The sequence below is a fragment of the Actinomyces glycerinitolerans genome (genome assembly GCF_900098745.1).
Classification (GTDB): domain Bacteria; phylum Actinomycetota; class Actinomycetes; order Actinomycetales; family Actinomycetaceae; genus Actinomyces; species Actinomyces glycerinitolerans.
Genome location: NZ_FQTT01000014.1, coordinates 17,459 through 30,971, shown reverse-complemented (window position 1 = coordinate 30,971; position 13,513 = coordinate 17,459). Strand labels below are relative to the sequence as shown.

The 13,513-nt window shown below is 70.5% G+C and carries 9 protein-coding genes; 6 read left to right on the top strand and 3 right to left on the bottom strand.

Annotation, left to right across the window (positions count from 1 at the left end; genetic code table 11):
• Positions 1-4 precede the first annotated feature (4 nt).
• Positions 5-1,432 (top strand): MFS transporter, encoded by a 1,428-nt coding sequence (locus tag ACGLYG10_RS12940; protein ID WP_211483024.1) that lies wholly within the window; start codon positions 5-7, stop codon positions 1,430-1,432.
• 6 nt (positions 1,433-1,438) lie between these two features.
• On the opposite strand, the gene ACGLYG10_RS12935 is transcribed toward ACGLYG10_RS12940, so the two are convergent.
• Both ACGLYG10_RS12935 and ACGLYG10_RS12930 read right to left on the bottom strand, forming a co-directional pair.
• Positions 1,439-1,912 (bottom strand): hypothetical protein, encoded by a 474-nt coding sequence (locus ACGLYG10_RS12935; RefSeq protein ID WP_073332812.1) that lies wholly within the window; start codon positions 1,910-1,912, stop codon positions 1,439-1,441.
• Positions 1,913-2,031: 119 nt separating this feature from the next.
• Positions 2,032-2,808 (bottom strand): SDR family NAD(P)-dependent oxidoreductase, encoded by a 777-nt coding sequence (locus tag ACGLYG10_RS12930; RefSeq protein WP_073332809.1) that lies wholly within the window; start codon positions 2,806-2,808, stop codon positions 2,032-2,034.
• 901 nt (positions 2,809-3,709) lie between these two features.
• Here ACGLYG10_RS12930 and proC point away from each other — a divergent pair.
• The 5 genes from proC to ACGLYG10_RS12895 all read left to right on the top strand — a co-directional run bounded on the left by proC (position 3,710) and on the right by ACGLYG10_RS12895 (position 10,801).
• Positions 3,710-4,537 (top strand): pyrroline-5-carboxylate reductase, encoded by an 828-nt coding sequence (proC, locus tag ACGLYG10_RS12920; protein WP_073332804.1) that lies wholly within the window; start codon positions 3,710-3,712, stop codon positions 4,535-4,537.
• Between the two features lie 176 nt (positions 4,538-4,713).
• On the top strand, positions 4,714-5,364 hold the full coding sequence (locus ACGLYG10_RS12915) for a sugar transferase (RefSeq protein WP_073332802.1): 651 nt from the start codon (positions 4,714-4,716) through the stop codon (positions 5,362-5,364).
• A 33-nt stretch (positions 5,365-5,397) separates the two neighbouring features.
• Positions 5,398-7,929, top strand: coding sequence for an ATP-grasp domain-containing protein (locus ACGLYG10_RS15635; protein ID WP_083565913.1), 2,532 nt, complete (start codon positions 5,398-5,400; stop codon positions 7,927-7,929).
• Positions 7,926-9,209, top strand: coding sequence for a glycosyltransferase (locus tag ACGLYG10_RS12900; RefSeq protein WP_073332799.1), 1,284 nt, complete (start codon positions 7,926-7,928; stop codon positions 9,207-9,209). Before ACGLYG10_RS15635 ends, ACGLYG10_RS12900 begins: the two co-directional genes overlap by 4 nt.
• A complete protein-coding gene (locus ACGLYG10_RS12895) occupies positions 9,206-10,801 on the top strand; it encodes an O-antigen polysaccharide polymerase Wzy family protein (protein ID WP_073332796.1) in 1,596 nt (531 codons plus the stop codon). The genes ACGLYG10_RS12900 and ACGLYG10_RS12895 overlap by 4 nt, the downstream gene beginning before the upstream one ends.
• Positions 10,802-11,869: 1,068 nt before the next feature.
• Here ACGLYG10_RS12895 and ACGLYG10_RS12890 read toward each other — a convergent pair.
• Entirely contained in the window at positions 11,870-13,300 is a 1,431-nt protein-coding gene (locus ACGLYG10_RS12890; RefSeq protein ID WP_073332793.1) for a lipopolysaccharide biosynthesis protein, read from the bottom strand.
• Positions 13,301-13,513 lie beyond the last annotated feature (213 nt).

Genomic DNA, 13,513 nt, shown 5'->3' with positions numbered 1-13,513 from the left:
GGACGTGCCTACAACCGATGCGACCGCGGTGAGCACCACACCGGAAGGCGCCGCATCCGCACGACGACGCACCTGGATCCTGATCACCTGCTGCATGAGCCTGTTCATCTCCACCATGAACGCCTCCGTGGTCAACGTCGCCCTGCCCGCGCTGCGCCGCGACCTGGGGGCCTCGACGGCCGCGCTGCAGTGGACTGTGGACGCCTTCACCCTCGTGGTCGCCGCCTTCCTGCTCATGGCGGGCACGACCGCCGACCGGGTGGGGCGGCGGCGCACCTTCGCCCTCGGTCTTTTCACCTTCGCCCTCGGCTCGGCGCTTAGCGCAATGTCACCCAATGTGGAGCTGCTGATCGCGGCCCGCTGCGTGCAGGCCCTGGGCGCATCCATGCTCAACCCGGTGGCGCTGTCCATCATCACCACCACCTTCACCGAACCGCATGCCCGCGCCCGCGCGATCGGCGCCTGGGGCGCGGTGGTGGGCGTTTCGCTGGGCGTCGGCCCACTGGTCGGTGGTCTACTGGTGGATGCCTTCAGCTGGCACGCCGTGTTCTGGATGAACGTGCCCGTGGCGCTGGCGGTTTTGGCCATGACGGTGGTCTTCGTGCCGGAGTCCCGCAGCGCGGTGCCCCGCCGTTTCGACCTGCCCGGTCAGGTGCTGCTGGTGGTGCTGCTGACCGCGGTGGTGGCCGTCCTGATCGAGGCGCCCGAACGGGGGCTGGGTGCACCGCTGACCGTGGGGCTGGGCGCGGCGGCGCTGTTCGTCGTCGTCGAGCGGCGCGTGAGTCAGCCGGTGCTGAATCCGCGCTTCTTCCACTCCGTGCCGTTCACCTCCTCGGTCATCACCGCCCTGGCCCTGTTCGCCGTCCAAGGTGGGTTCATGTTCATCATGAGCGTCTACCTGCAGGAGACGCGCGGCTTCTCCCCGCTGCAGGCGGGCGCGGCCCTGATTCCGCTGGCCCTGTGCCAGGCGGTGGCCGCGCCCGTATCGGGTCGTCTCGTCTCGGCGCGAGGCACCCGGCCGCCGCTCGTGCTCGGAGGCTTGATTCTGGCGGCTGCCGGCTGCGTTCTGGCGGTCATCCCCGACGACGTCGGCATGCCACCCCTGGCGGGCCTGTTCGCCCTGATCGGTCTGAGCCTGGGGCTGGTGAACCCGCCGATCACGACGACGGCGGTGGCGGGTATGCCGCTGTCCCAAGCGGGGGCGGCGTCCGGGGTGGCGGCATCCAGCCGGCAGGTCGGCATCGCGCTGGGGGTGGCCCTGGCCGGGCTGGTCTCCGGCAACGGCGGCCTGACTCTGGTCTCGGCCCGCCCCATCTGGGTGGCGATGGCGCTGGCGGGCGCGCTAATCACTGCCCTCGGCCTGCTCGCGGCCACCCCCTGGGCGCGCCGCACCGTCGACGATCTGGGCCCTCTGTTCGAGCCCGGGCACTGACGCCGGTCAGGCCGAGGTGTTCTCGTTCTGCAGCACGCCGGCGCTGTTGCCGTCCTCGGAGGTGGCGCCGCCGTCGGAGCCGCCGGTGGCGTCGTCGTTGGGCGTGGTGCGTCCGGCACCGCCGCCCTGCTCCCCCCGGCCGCCGGGCATCTGGCCGCCGCCCGGCATCTGACCATCACCCGGCCCGCCCTGCCGCGGGTCGAAGCCGCTGCGCTCGCTGCCGGCCGGGGCCTGGTCGGGCGAGAGCAGCTCGTTCGTGCCCCAGCCGGCGCCGAAGGCGGCCGCAGCGAGAGCGACCACGGCGACGACGGCGACCCAGGCGCGCCGGTACCAGGGACGCTGCCGCTTGGTCCGTGCGGGAGCGGCGTCGTTCGTCAAGCCCGCGTCGGCTCCATCGGCCGACGTCGGGTGCTGTGTGGAGGCGTCGGGGGTGGGGATGCGGGCGGTGACGTCGAAGTCGTCGGGCCTGGGCTCGGTCATCTGAGTCCTTTCGGTACGCGGTGGGCCTCGCAGTGTCGAGGCGAGGCCGAAGCTAGGCACCGCGGCTGAATCGCCCACGTACCGGCGCTGTGGCGCAGCTGTGTATTGGGCGCGCCGCCTCAGTCGCGGGCCACCACCGTGTTGGAGGCCTGCGCCCGGGGGCGCACGATGAGTGAGTCGATGTTGACGTGTGCGGGCCGCTCCAGCGCCCACACGATGCACTCGGCAATGTCCTCGGCCACCAGTGGCTCGGCGACGCCCGCGTAGACGGCGGCCGCGCGCTCCCTGTCGCCGTGGTAGCGGTTCAGGGAGAACTCGGGAGTCGCCACCATTCCCGGGGCGATCTCGATGACGCGCACGGGCTCGCCGACCAGTTCCAGACGCAGAGTGTTGGCGATGATCCGTTCGGCGTGCTTGGCGGCCACGTAACCCCCGCCCCCGGGGTAGGTGTCGTGCGCGGCGGTGGAGGTGAGGAACACCAGGTCGCCGCCCCGCTCACGCATCTCCGGCAGGAACGCCTGGGTGACCCGCAGCGCCGCCAGGACGTTGCGCTCGTACATGGTGGCCCATTCCTCGACGCTGCCCGTGGCCACCGGATCCGCGCCCAGAGCACCGCCGGCATTGTTGATGACGGCGTCGACCGGGCCGCCGGCCTGCACCTGCTCGACCAGGCGCGCGACGTCGGCGGGCTGCTGCAGGTCGGCAGCCACCCAGGTGCAGCCGGTCTCCTCACTCAGGGCGGCCAGGCGCTCGCTGCGTCGGGCGGTGGCGACCACCTCCCAACCGTGGGCGCGCAGCAGGCGGACGGTGGCTGCGCCGATGCCGGTGGAGGCCCCGGTGACCAGGGCGCGACGCGAAGTAGGGAACGAAATTGGGGCGGAAGTGGCTTGGCTCATGCCGCCATTGTCCTCTTTCACCGGGCCTTAGGTCGTGTTGTGTAAGTCGTTTGTGGTGGTGGGTCGGTGCTGGCGATGTGGGTGGTGGTCTGATAGCGGATGGCGAGTTCGTCGTACCTGGTGGCTACGGCGCCCCAGCTTGAGTGGGCTTGGTGTGCGCCCGTCGAAGGGGCAAGTGGGTCTTGCACCGCCCCGGTTGGACCGCCCACGCCCCGTTGGACCGCTGTAACCGGCGGCTACGGCGGTCCAACCGGGGAACAGGGGTCCAACCGGGGAACAGCGGTCCAACCGACAGGCTCAACAGCCACACACCACCACCCAGCCACACACCACCACCCAAGCACTTACACAACAGGACCTAGGGGCTCTTCGTGTTTGTGGGTGTGGTGGTTCGGGGGCGGGGCTGCGATTCCGATGGTCGTTATCGGGCGTAGGAGGACGTTTTCGGGGTGCGGGAGGTCGTACTCGGGACGGCGAGGTCGTACTCGGTAGGTGCCAACGCGCCGAATACGACCTCATCGGCCCCAAACCCTCCCGAATGTGGAGCGTTTCGGGCTGACGAGGTCGTTTTGGCCGAGCCCAGGTCGTCCTCGGGCCAAGGAGGACGTTTTCGGGTGCGGGAGGTCGTACTCGGGGCGGCGGTGCTGGCGACCGCGGGCGATTCGTCGGAGGCGTTGGAGTCATGTGGGCGCCGGGTCGGGGGCCGCGGCCCCTTGACGGCGCATGCCAGTGACATTGGGGCCGTCCCCCAGACGCCCCGGGGCGCGCACGCCCGGCAGTCCAAACACATGCCCCGCCCGCCGGCCCATCACACACCCGAACACGAAGACCAATAAAGGCCGCCGACGGAGCCGGACCCAAGAACCGCGAGCGCCTACCGGTCGTCTACTAGTCTGGAGGCATGGCGGTCTACGGCTTCATCGGTGCGGGCAATATGGCGGAAGCGATCGTGCGCGGCACCATCGCGGCGGGCACGCCCACCACCGACGTGCTACTGACCAGTGCACACGACTCCGCCTCCCGCCTGGCCGCCGCCACCGGGGCGCGGCACGTCCCGGCGCCGGCGGACCTGGTGGCGGCCAGTGATGTGGTGGTACTCGCGGTCAAGCCGCACGTAGTGCCGGAAGTGCTGGAGTCCCTCGCCGACGCGCTGGCCGCCCGCCGCCCGCTGGTGCTCTCGATTGCGGCGGGGCTGAGCACCGAGCGCCTGGCGCAGATGCTGCCCCCGAGGGCCCGCGTGGTGCGGGCCATGCCGAATATGGCGGCGGCGGTGGGCCAGTCCATGACCGCCCTGGCGGCGGGCGCCACAGCCGACGCCGCCGACCTGGAGACCGCGCGTGCCCTCATGAGTACCGTGGGCCGCACCGTGGTGCTGGCGGAGAAGGACTTCTCGGCGTTCACCGCGCTGGCGGGCTCCTCCCCCGCCTTCGTGTTCCAGTTCATCGAGGCGCTGGCGCGCGGCGGAGTGGCCGCCGGCATTCCCAAGGCGCAGGCGGTTCAGATCGTCACCCAGGCGGTGCTCGGCTCGGCCCTGACCGTGCAAGCCGAGGCGGCCGACACCGGGGACGCCGGGCGCGGCCGTACTCCCGCCGACCTGATCGACGCCGTCTCCTCCCCCGGCGGCACGACGGTGGCGGGGCTGGTGGCGCTGGAGCGGGCGGGCTTCTCCGCCGCGGTTGTCGACGGCGTGCAGGCGACCATTGCCAGGGATCGGGCGCTGGGCGCTTAATCTCTCACGCGTGCGCCGTGCACGCACCCCCGTAAAGCCGCTAAGCTGGCACTACTTGCCCCGTCCGTTACCGGATCCGTGCCTGTTCCTGATCATCTTGTTCCTGACCGTTTACCTCCTGACACCTGCCCATTCCTGACCGCTGCCCCGGTGAAGCCTCCGAAAGGGGAACTCCTATGGCGAACCAGGCGACCCTGAGCACCTGGAAGCAACCACGCACCTTCTATGCCCGCTACGGCAAGCGCGCCCTGGACGTGGGCGCCGCCCTCGCCGTCATGCCGGTGCTGGGGGTGCTGACCGTCGGCGTGGGCGCCGCCATCAAGCTCGACGACGGCGGCCCCATCTTCTACCGGCAGGAGCGCTGGGGACGCCACGGCCGCCCCTTCAAGATCTTCAAGTTCCGCTCCATGTCCGTGGGCGCACCCGATATCCGCAACGCGGACTCCTCCTCCGTCGCCTCCCGCACCGATACCCGTGTGACCCGTGTGGGCCGTTTCCTGCGCACCACCTCCGTCGACGAGGTGCCCCAGTTCCTCAACGTCCTGAACGGCACCATGAGTCTGATCGGGCCGCGCCCCAACCTGGCGACCAAGCCGCTGGAGCGCATGGGCGCGGACGAGCGGCGGCGACTCACGGTCAGGCCCGGCATCACCGGCTACAACCAGGCCTTCTACCGCAACTCCACCACCCTGCCCGAGCGCTACGCCGCCGACTGCTACTACGTCGATCACCTGTCCTTCGGCCTGGACCTGCGCATCGTGCTCAAAACCATCCAGACCGTGCTCACCGGCAAGTCCGTCTACTCCGACGCCAAGGAAACCGCCTGAGAACCGGCGTCAAGGAAACCAAGGAGTCACTTCATGACCGTCCCTGAAACCCCCGCCATCCAGCCCCACGCGGACGCCGACCAGTCGACGCGCCCCGCCGCCGAACGCCCACCGGTGCTGATCCTGGGAGGTTCTCCGCTCCAGGTGCCGATGATCCGCAGGGCCCGCGACCTGGGGCTGCGCACGCTGGTCGTGGACGCCAACCCCAACGTTCCCGGCGCCGCGCTGGCGGACGAGTTCGCCGCCGTGTCCACCACCGACGTGGAGGGGCTGCTGGCCCTGACTCGCGACCGCGAGCTGGCGGGGGTCACCTCTGTGGGCACGGACCGGCCGGTGCGGGCCATGGCGGCCGTCGCCCAGGCTCACGGTCTGCCCGCCGTCTCGCCGGACACGGCCGCGGCGTGTACCGACAAGGCGCTGATGCTTCAGGCCGTCGCCCGCGCGGGCGTACCCCACCCGCGCTTCGCCCTGGCCACCGACCTGGACGAGCTGCGCGCCGCCGTCGCCCAGGTGGGCCTGCCCTGCATCGTCAAGCCGTTGGACTCCTCCGGGTCCCGCGGGGTGGTGCAGGTGGACAGCGAGGCAGACCTGGCCCGGGCACTGGACTATGCCCTGGCTCCCTCCTACGAACCGACCGTGATCGTGGAGGAGCTGCTGGTGGGGCGGGAGATCAGCTGCGAGGTGCTGTGCGTGGACGGTACGTACCACGTGGTCGCCACCACGGACAAGGACACCACCGGCAGCCCCCACTTCATTGAGACCGGCCACACCCAGCCCGCCGACCTGGACGCCGACACCCTGGCCGCCGCCCACGCCCTGGTGGCCCAGTGCCTGGCCGCCGTGGACATGCACTTCGGCCCAGCCCACGTGGAGATGATGCTGACGGACAACGGACCCGTGCTCATTGAGTTCGGCTGCCGCATGGCCGGCGACTTCGTCTCCTCCCATGTGGTGCCCGGCTCCACCGGCATCGACTTCATCGGGCTGGTGCTGCGGCAGGCCTGCGGGGAGAAGATCGAGATGCCGGCCTCCTCCGGACGGGCCGCCGCCATTCGCTTCCTGACCGCCCCCGAGGGCGTGCTGCGCGCCTTCCACGGGGTGGAGGAGGCGCGCGCTGTACCCGGCGTCGACGCCGTCATCACCCTGGCGCAGCCCGGCGAGGCCATCGCCCCGCTGCACTCCAGCACGGATCGCCTGGGCGTGGTGGTTGCCTCCGCCCCCGACCGCGTCACCGCCGTCGCCGCCTGCGAGCGGGCCCGCGACCTGATCCGCATCGAGGTCGACGCGCAGCTCCCCTCCCCCGCCGCCACGCCGACGGCGGCCTCCCCCGGCCCCGCCTCCTCGACGCCGGCCGACCTGCCCGCGCGGGGCCGCCGCGTGCTGATCATCGGCGCCGGCCGCGGCCAGTTGGGGCTTATCCGCGCCGTCAAGCGCCTGGGAGCCACCGCGGTAGTCGCCAGCCTCACCGCCGGTCCGCCGCCGGGACTCAAGGAGGCCGATGAGGCCATCGACGTGGACCTGCTCGACCCGGCCGCGGTGGCCCGGGAGGCCCGTCTGGCCGGTGTCGACGCCGTCGCCACCAGCTGCCTGGACACGGGCCTGGAGGCGCTGGGCGCGGTGGTCGACGAGCTGGGGCTGCGCGGTATCGGCCGCGCCGCCGCACGGCTGTGCATGGACAAGCTGGCCATGAAGCGCCGCCTGGTCGAGCGCGGCGTATCAACCGCCCCATTCCGGGAGGTCACCAGCCGCGATGAACTGGACGCCGCCCTGGCCGCCGTCGGTCTGCCGGCCATGGTCAAGGCCGCCGACCTGCAGGGCTCCTCCGGCGTGTTCAAGGTGGCCTCATCCGACCAGGCCCGCGCCGCCTTCGATCGCGCCCACGCCCTCAGCCGCCACGGCACGGTGATCGTCGAACGCTTCCTGGACGGCCGCGAGTTCGGCGCGCAGGCGCTGGCGCACGACGGCGAGCTGATACACGTCACCGTCCACGGCGACGACCTGGCCGCCGGCCTGCCGATCCCCATCGGCCACCACGTGCCCCTCGACGACGCCGACCTGGCCGCCCAGGCTCGCGAGGTCACGGCCGCGGCGGTGGCGGCGCTGGGTCTGGACGACTGCGCCGTCAACATCGACCTGATGGCCTGCGACGGCCAGGTGTACGTGATCGAGCTGACCGGCCGCGCCGGGGCCAACGGACTGCCCGAGTTGATGGGTGCCGTGCACGGCCTGGACTACTACGAGCTGGTGGCCCGGGAGGCGCTGGACCTGGACGTGCCCGGCACCTGGGCGCGGCGCGAACCCGGGCCGGGCGCCGCCCTGGCACTGATGCTCACGGACCCTGACGCCCACGGCACCATCGCCGACGTGCTGGTGCCCCGGGACCTGCCCGACTGGGCGGTGGACCTGAGCCTGTTCCGCGGCCCGGGCGACCGCATCGACGGCTTCGCCTCCTCCAATGACTGTCTGGGACAGGTGGTGGTGCGCGGGCAAGACCTGGAGCAGTGTCGGCAGCGGGCCGCCGCCCTGGCCGCCCAGGTGACCTTCCGACTGCAGGAGGCGGCATGAAACGACTTGTCATCCTGGCGAACGCCTTCCCCTGGGGCAACTGGGAGCCGTTCCTGGCGACCGAGCTGGAGTACCTGACCGGTTTCGACCAGGTGGACATCATGTCTCTGTCGGTACGGGAGGACCAGCGCGCCAACGTGCGCCCGCTGCCGGCGGGCATGCGCGCGCATGCGATCCCGTTCCGCTCCCGCCTGTTCTACCTGCTCGGTTCCTTCCCGGTGCTGGGCGACGCCAACCTGTACCGCGAGCTGGCCGACCTGGCCCGCCGCCGCCGGCTCAGCCCCTCCCGCGTGGTCACCCTGTTCGTGTTCCTCAGCCGCGCCCGTCACGAGTCCGCCCAGGTCGCCCGGTTTCTCCGGGAGGCCGGGGCGGGCCCGGACGACGAGGTGGTCTTCTACTCCTACCGCTTCGCCTATCAGCCCCATATGGCTGCTCGACTGCGCCGCCGCTTCCGCCGCACGGCCTCGGTGGCGCGAGCCCACCGCGCGGACCTGTACGAGGAGTACTCCCCCCGCGGCTACCTGCCGCTGCGAGCACAGACGGTGGCCGACCTGGACCGCATCTACCTGGTGGCGGACCACGGACTGCGCTACCTGCTGGACCGGCAGCCGGAGGCGGCGGACAAGGCCGTCGTCGCCCGCCTGGGCACCACCGATCACGGTGTCCCCGCCGCGGTGCCGCCCCGCCGGGAGGGGCTGCGGATCGTATCCTGCTCGACCATCGTCCCCATCAAGCGCCTGGACCTGCTGGTCGAGGCGCTGGCCGGAACCGAACTGCCGGTCCAGTGGGACCACTTCGGTGAGGGGGAGCTGCGTGAGCAGCTGCAGGCGCAGGCCGACGCCGAGCTGCCCGCCAACGTGAGCCTCACCTGGCGGGGCTTCGTGCGCAACGCCGACCTGGTGGAGGAGTACGTGCACTCCCCCCGCCACCTGCTGGTCAACGTCTCCGCCTCCGAGGGCGTGCCCGTGTCGATCATGGAGGCGCTGTCGGCGGGCATCCCGGTGGTGGCCACGGATGTGGGCGGCACCGGCGAGCTGGTGCGCACCGGCGTCAACGGGGTTCTGTTGCCCGCCGATCCGACGCCGGCGCAAGTGCGGGGCGCCATTGAGCAGATCGCGGGCCTGGATGAGGATGCCTATGCCGACCTGCGCGCCGGCGCCCGGCGCACCTGGGAGGAGCGCTGCGACGCGCGCGCCCTGTACACCCGCTTCGCCGCGGAGCTGTCCGGCCTGCTGGAGGGGGCGGAATCCCGCGCCGCCGCGCAGGAGGGACGAGCATGAGCGGACAGGCTCCGGGACAGCAGTCATCAGCCGGCGACGCGGTGAACGGCGAGCCGAACCAACGCCGTCGGGTCGAGCGCGCTGTCTCGCGCCGCCCCGGGCTGGCGCTGGTCGCCGCCCTGTGCAACCTGGCGGCGGTCGCCCTGGCTCTGGCCACCCAGGCGTCGCTTCCCTGGGTCCTGATTCTGCTGCTGTGGCTGAACGCGCTGCTGTTCGCCGCCGCCCGCATGGCCGAGCGCACCATCCTGGCGGCCTTCCTGGTGTCCTTCTTCCTGCTGCTGCTGGGGCGCGAAATCACGGTGGACTTCTTCCACTATGAGACCAGCCAGGCGCCGCCGGGGCAGACTGAGCACCTGCAGCTGTGCCTGGCGCTGAGCCTGATCGGCATTCTGGCCGGGGCGCTGGCCGTGAGTGCCTGGCGCACAGGGAAGTCGCGCCTGCGGGCGGTGGGCGGCGCTGGTTCCGCCGGCTCCAGCCGCGGGCGCTTCGGCTCCGCCCGCATTGGCGTTCCCGAGGGCGCGACCGTGCTGGCGGACCCGTCGATCGTGCGCTTCCTGTACTGGGCCACGCTCGTCCTGTCACTGATATCGGTGGCGCTGCGGGCCCGCTACGTGCTGGCCAACGGCTACCTGTCCTATTACACGGATTTCTCCGATCTGGAGGACGCCTCCGGGTCCATGTACGGGCTGCGCCGCATCGAGATCATGCTGCCGCTGGTGCTGACGATCTATCTGGGCCTGTTCCCGCCGCGCCGCCAGGTCACGGCCGCCAGCGTCGGCTGGGCCGTTTACCTGGCACTGAGTCTGCTGACCGGGCAGCGCGGCACCTTCGTGGGCGGCCTGGTCATCATCCTCGCCTACTGGATCGTGCGTGCCCGCCAGGACCCGCCCGGCACCTGGCGCATCGGGAGGACGGGCCGGATCGTCGGCGTCGTCATGGTGCCGCTGGTCGCGGTCGCCTTGGCCGCGGTGGAGTCGGCGCGCGGCGTCGGTGCGGTCGCCTCGGACACCGCCGGCCGCAACCCGATCCTGCAGCTGTTGTACGGCCAGGGCGTGAGCTCGACTGTGGTGCGCAACGCCTACACCTACGCCGACTTCATTCCCCAGGACTGGTACACCGGTGAGTTCCTGCACTCCGGGCTGCCCGCCCGCCTGCTCGACGCCCAGGTCTACCACGGCAACACCGTCGCGCACGCCCTGCACGGCGGCTCCTTCACCCACGCCTTCGCCTACACGCTGCTGGGGCCGCAGTACCTCAGCGGCCGCGGCACGGGATCGTCCTTCATCGCGGAGCTCTTCTACGACTACGGCTACGCAGGCGTGCTGGTGGGCGGAGCCGTGTACGGCGCCGTGTGCATCTGGGCCTGCACCCTGATCAAGGGGCAGCCGCTGCGCAACGGCCTGCGCCTGGTGATCGTGCCGACGCTGCTGTGGGCGCCGCGCGGCAGTGCCACCGGCTTCCTGAGCACCTGGCTGACGCCCAGCGTGCTAGTGGCGCTGCTCGGCGTGACCGTGCTGTCCCTGGCCGCCGCCCTGCTGCGCGAAGCCGGCAATACCCCGAGGTCGGTAGAAGTTACGCACCGAGGTCGGTAGAAGTTACGTGGCCGAGGTTGGTAGAGATGGCGGGTCCCAATCCCGCCGGGCTGCACCCGGACCACCGGGCTGCCCTTGGACCGCCTCAGACGCACCCCAGGCGGTCAACCACAGAATCGCGGTCCAAGTAGGAGCCCGGGACAGGCACAGGCGCCGGGCCCGGCTGGCCTTACCGCCGTCGGCCGGCGCCCCGAGCGCAGAGCCGAGAGTCCCGGGCGGGCCCAAACCGGCTGTGTTGGTTGCCGTCGAGTACGGCAACGCCTTGGAGAGTCCCGGGCGGGCCCAAACCGGTTCTTCGGTTTGAGGGTGTGGTGGTTCGGGTGTGTGGGGTCGTTGTCAGGCCGGCCGGGTCATTGTCGCTTCCGGGCCATGTCCTCGCGGGCTAACCCACGTCCTCGATGGGACCCCACCGACCCGCCCGCCCGGGCAAACAACAACGCGCAACACTGACAACGACCTCACAAGCCCCAGAACGACCCGTCTTCGCCGGGCGAGTACGTCCTCTTCAGCCCGAACGCGACCCCGGCGGGTCGAGTACGACCTCCCCGCACCACACCCTCAAACCGGAAGAGCCCCCAAACCAGCTCCCCGGGGGGTGTGATGTTGCATTCCGGGGCGAGGTCGGGGGTGCGGGGGTAGGGGGCCTGTCCGCCCAAGGTTGCTCGCCGCTGGTGCTCGTTCCCGTGCTCGGCAGCCCAAAGTGTCCAGGATCGGCATAAACGACTCCGACGTCGCCGGCGGCCGTGGCCAGAACGTTGGAATCATGCGGTTTCAGAAACGACCATAGCGATCGCCGGCAGCCTTCGTGCCGAATTCGGACATTCTGCCCCACAGCGGGGCGCCCGAGGCGCGCACCACCCACCAGCACCCAACCCACCAGGCCGGCAACACCCACCACCCACCACGGGGTCAAAGCCCCAGACCCCTTGAGACTCAACCGTCCCAGAAGTTAGGAGACAACACAGCGGGGTACATGCGCCGAACCGTCGCAAGAAGTAGCGAAGCGTCCACCGGAAGACACGAACCGTCGTTGTACCCGGCGAACCGTCAGCGGCAGCATCACGCGGGCTAGTCGACTGCGCGCCGACCGCGGCGCCGGCCCCCCAAACCCGGCAGCGCATCGCGGTGAACATAGCCGTACAGGACCAGTGTGGCGTAGACGGCCAGTAGCCCCAGCGGCGGCCCGCCCGCGGCGACCACTCCCAGGAACACGGCACACACCAGTAGCTCGGTGAGGGTATCGGCCAGAATCGGCACGCCAATGAGCCGGTTGATCAACACCTCCGAAGCGATCGAGCGCACCGCCGAGACCATCGCAATCAGGAACACGGCCGCAGTCACCGAACCCCACAGGTAGACGGTCCACCACGTGCCCACCACGGCCAGTCCCAGGCAGGCCAGGTTTATGACCGCCATCAGGCGCTCCCGGCGCATCACCTTCAGGAACACCACCGACAGGCCCCTGCTCTTGGTCTCGTACACGCTCAGGGGGAACAGCAGCGCCAGGAAGAAGATCGCCTGCCCGTAGTTGGGCAGCCACAGGCCCAGCACCCAGGCCAGCGGGAAGTACAGGCCGAGCATGAGCACCAGCGGCGTGACGAACCGCGAGCGCAGGGTGGCATAGGCGTCGGCGTAGTGGGCGCGGTCCAGGTTGCTCAGCTGCGGGTACACGGAGATGGACACCGAGTTGACCAGCACCATGAACATGGTGGTGAACTGGAATGCCAGGGACACCTGCGCGAACATCTCGATACCCCAGTGGTCCTCCACCGCCCAGCGCACAACGAAGGTGATCAGGGCGGCGGCCAGGTTGGACACCAGCACGAACATGCCCGCTCCGCAGTCGACGAAGAACTCCCGCGTGGCCTGCCAGCTCAAGTCGGGGCGAGCAAGGAATACCCCGCGGGCGATGAGCACCGCGATCACCAGGCCCAGGGCCTTGCCCAGCACGTCGAAGACAATAAACACGATCACCGCGCGTACCCCGAACAGCAGGGCCCCACCGACGCCGACGAAGGTCACCATCCGCTCCACCACCGTGCCCAGGGCGAAGGCACGTGCCCGGCCGGCGATCTGCAGCACCACGGTGACCAGGGTGCGCGGCACGTAGAACAGGGCGCCCAGCCCGGCCAGCACCAGGATCAGGCCCCGCTGCTGCGGTGGGGCGGCCGCCCACACCCACGCCACCAGGCCGATGCAGGCCAGCAGGTCGAGGGCGAACAGGCGGATCAGGCCGGCGGACAGGCGTGGCCCGGGCATGTCCGCCCAGCGGCGGCCGCCCAGCCGCAGGTACACGCCATCGGTGTAGCCGAAGGTCACATACCCGAAGTACATGACGTACAGCTGGTACAGCTGCCACAGCCCGTAGTCGGCCACGGAGATGATGCGCGGCAGCACCAGCGTGAGCAGGGCCGCCGAAGCCATGTACAGGACGTTGCCGACCAGAACCCAGGGCAGGCCCCGGGTCAGGCTGCGGCTGGAGGGGGATGCGGTGGACACAGGGATTCTCCTCACATGTCATCGCTGCAGGGCGCAGACGGGTTCAGGGCACAGGCCTGTGATGACCTGCCAATGCTGACCCGCGCACACCGTGTCCGTCAAACGATTGGTATTTGACCAGAATCGCGTTTGCGCTTTAAATGTAATGGTCCCTCGTTCCGCTTCCCTGACGTTGCGCCGGTGCCGAAACCACTCTTCTGTGCGCGTTCGACG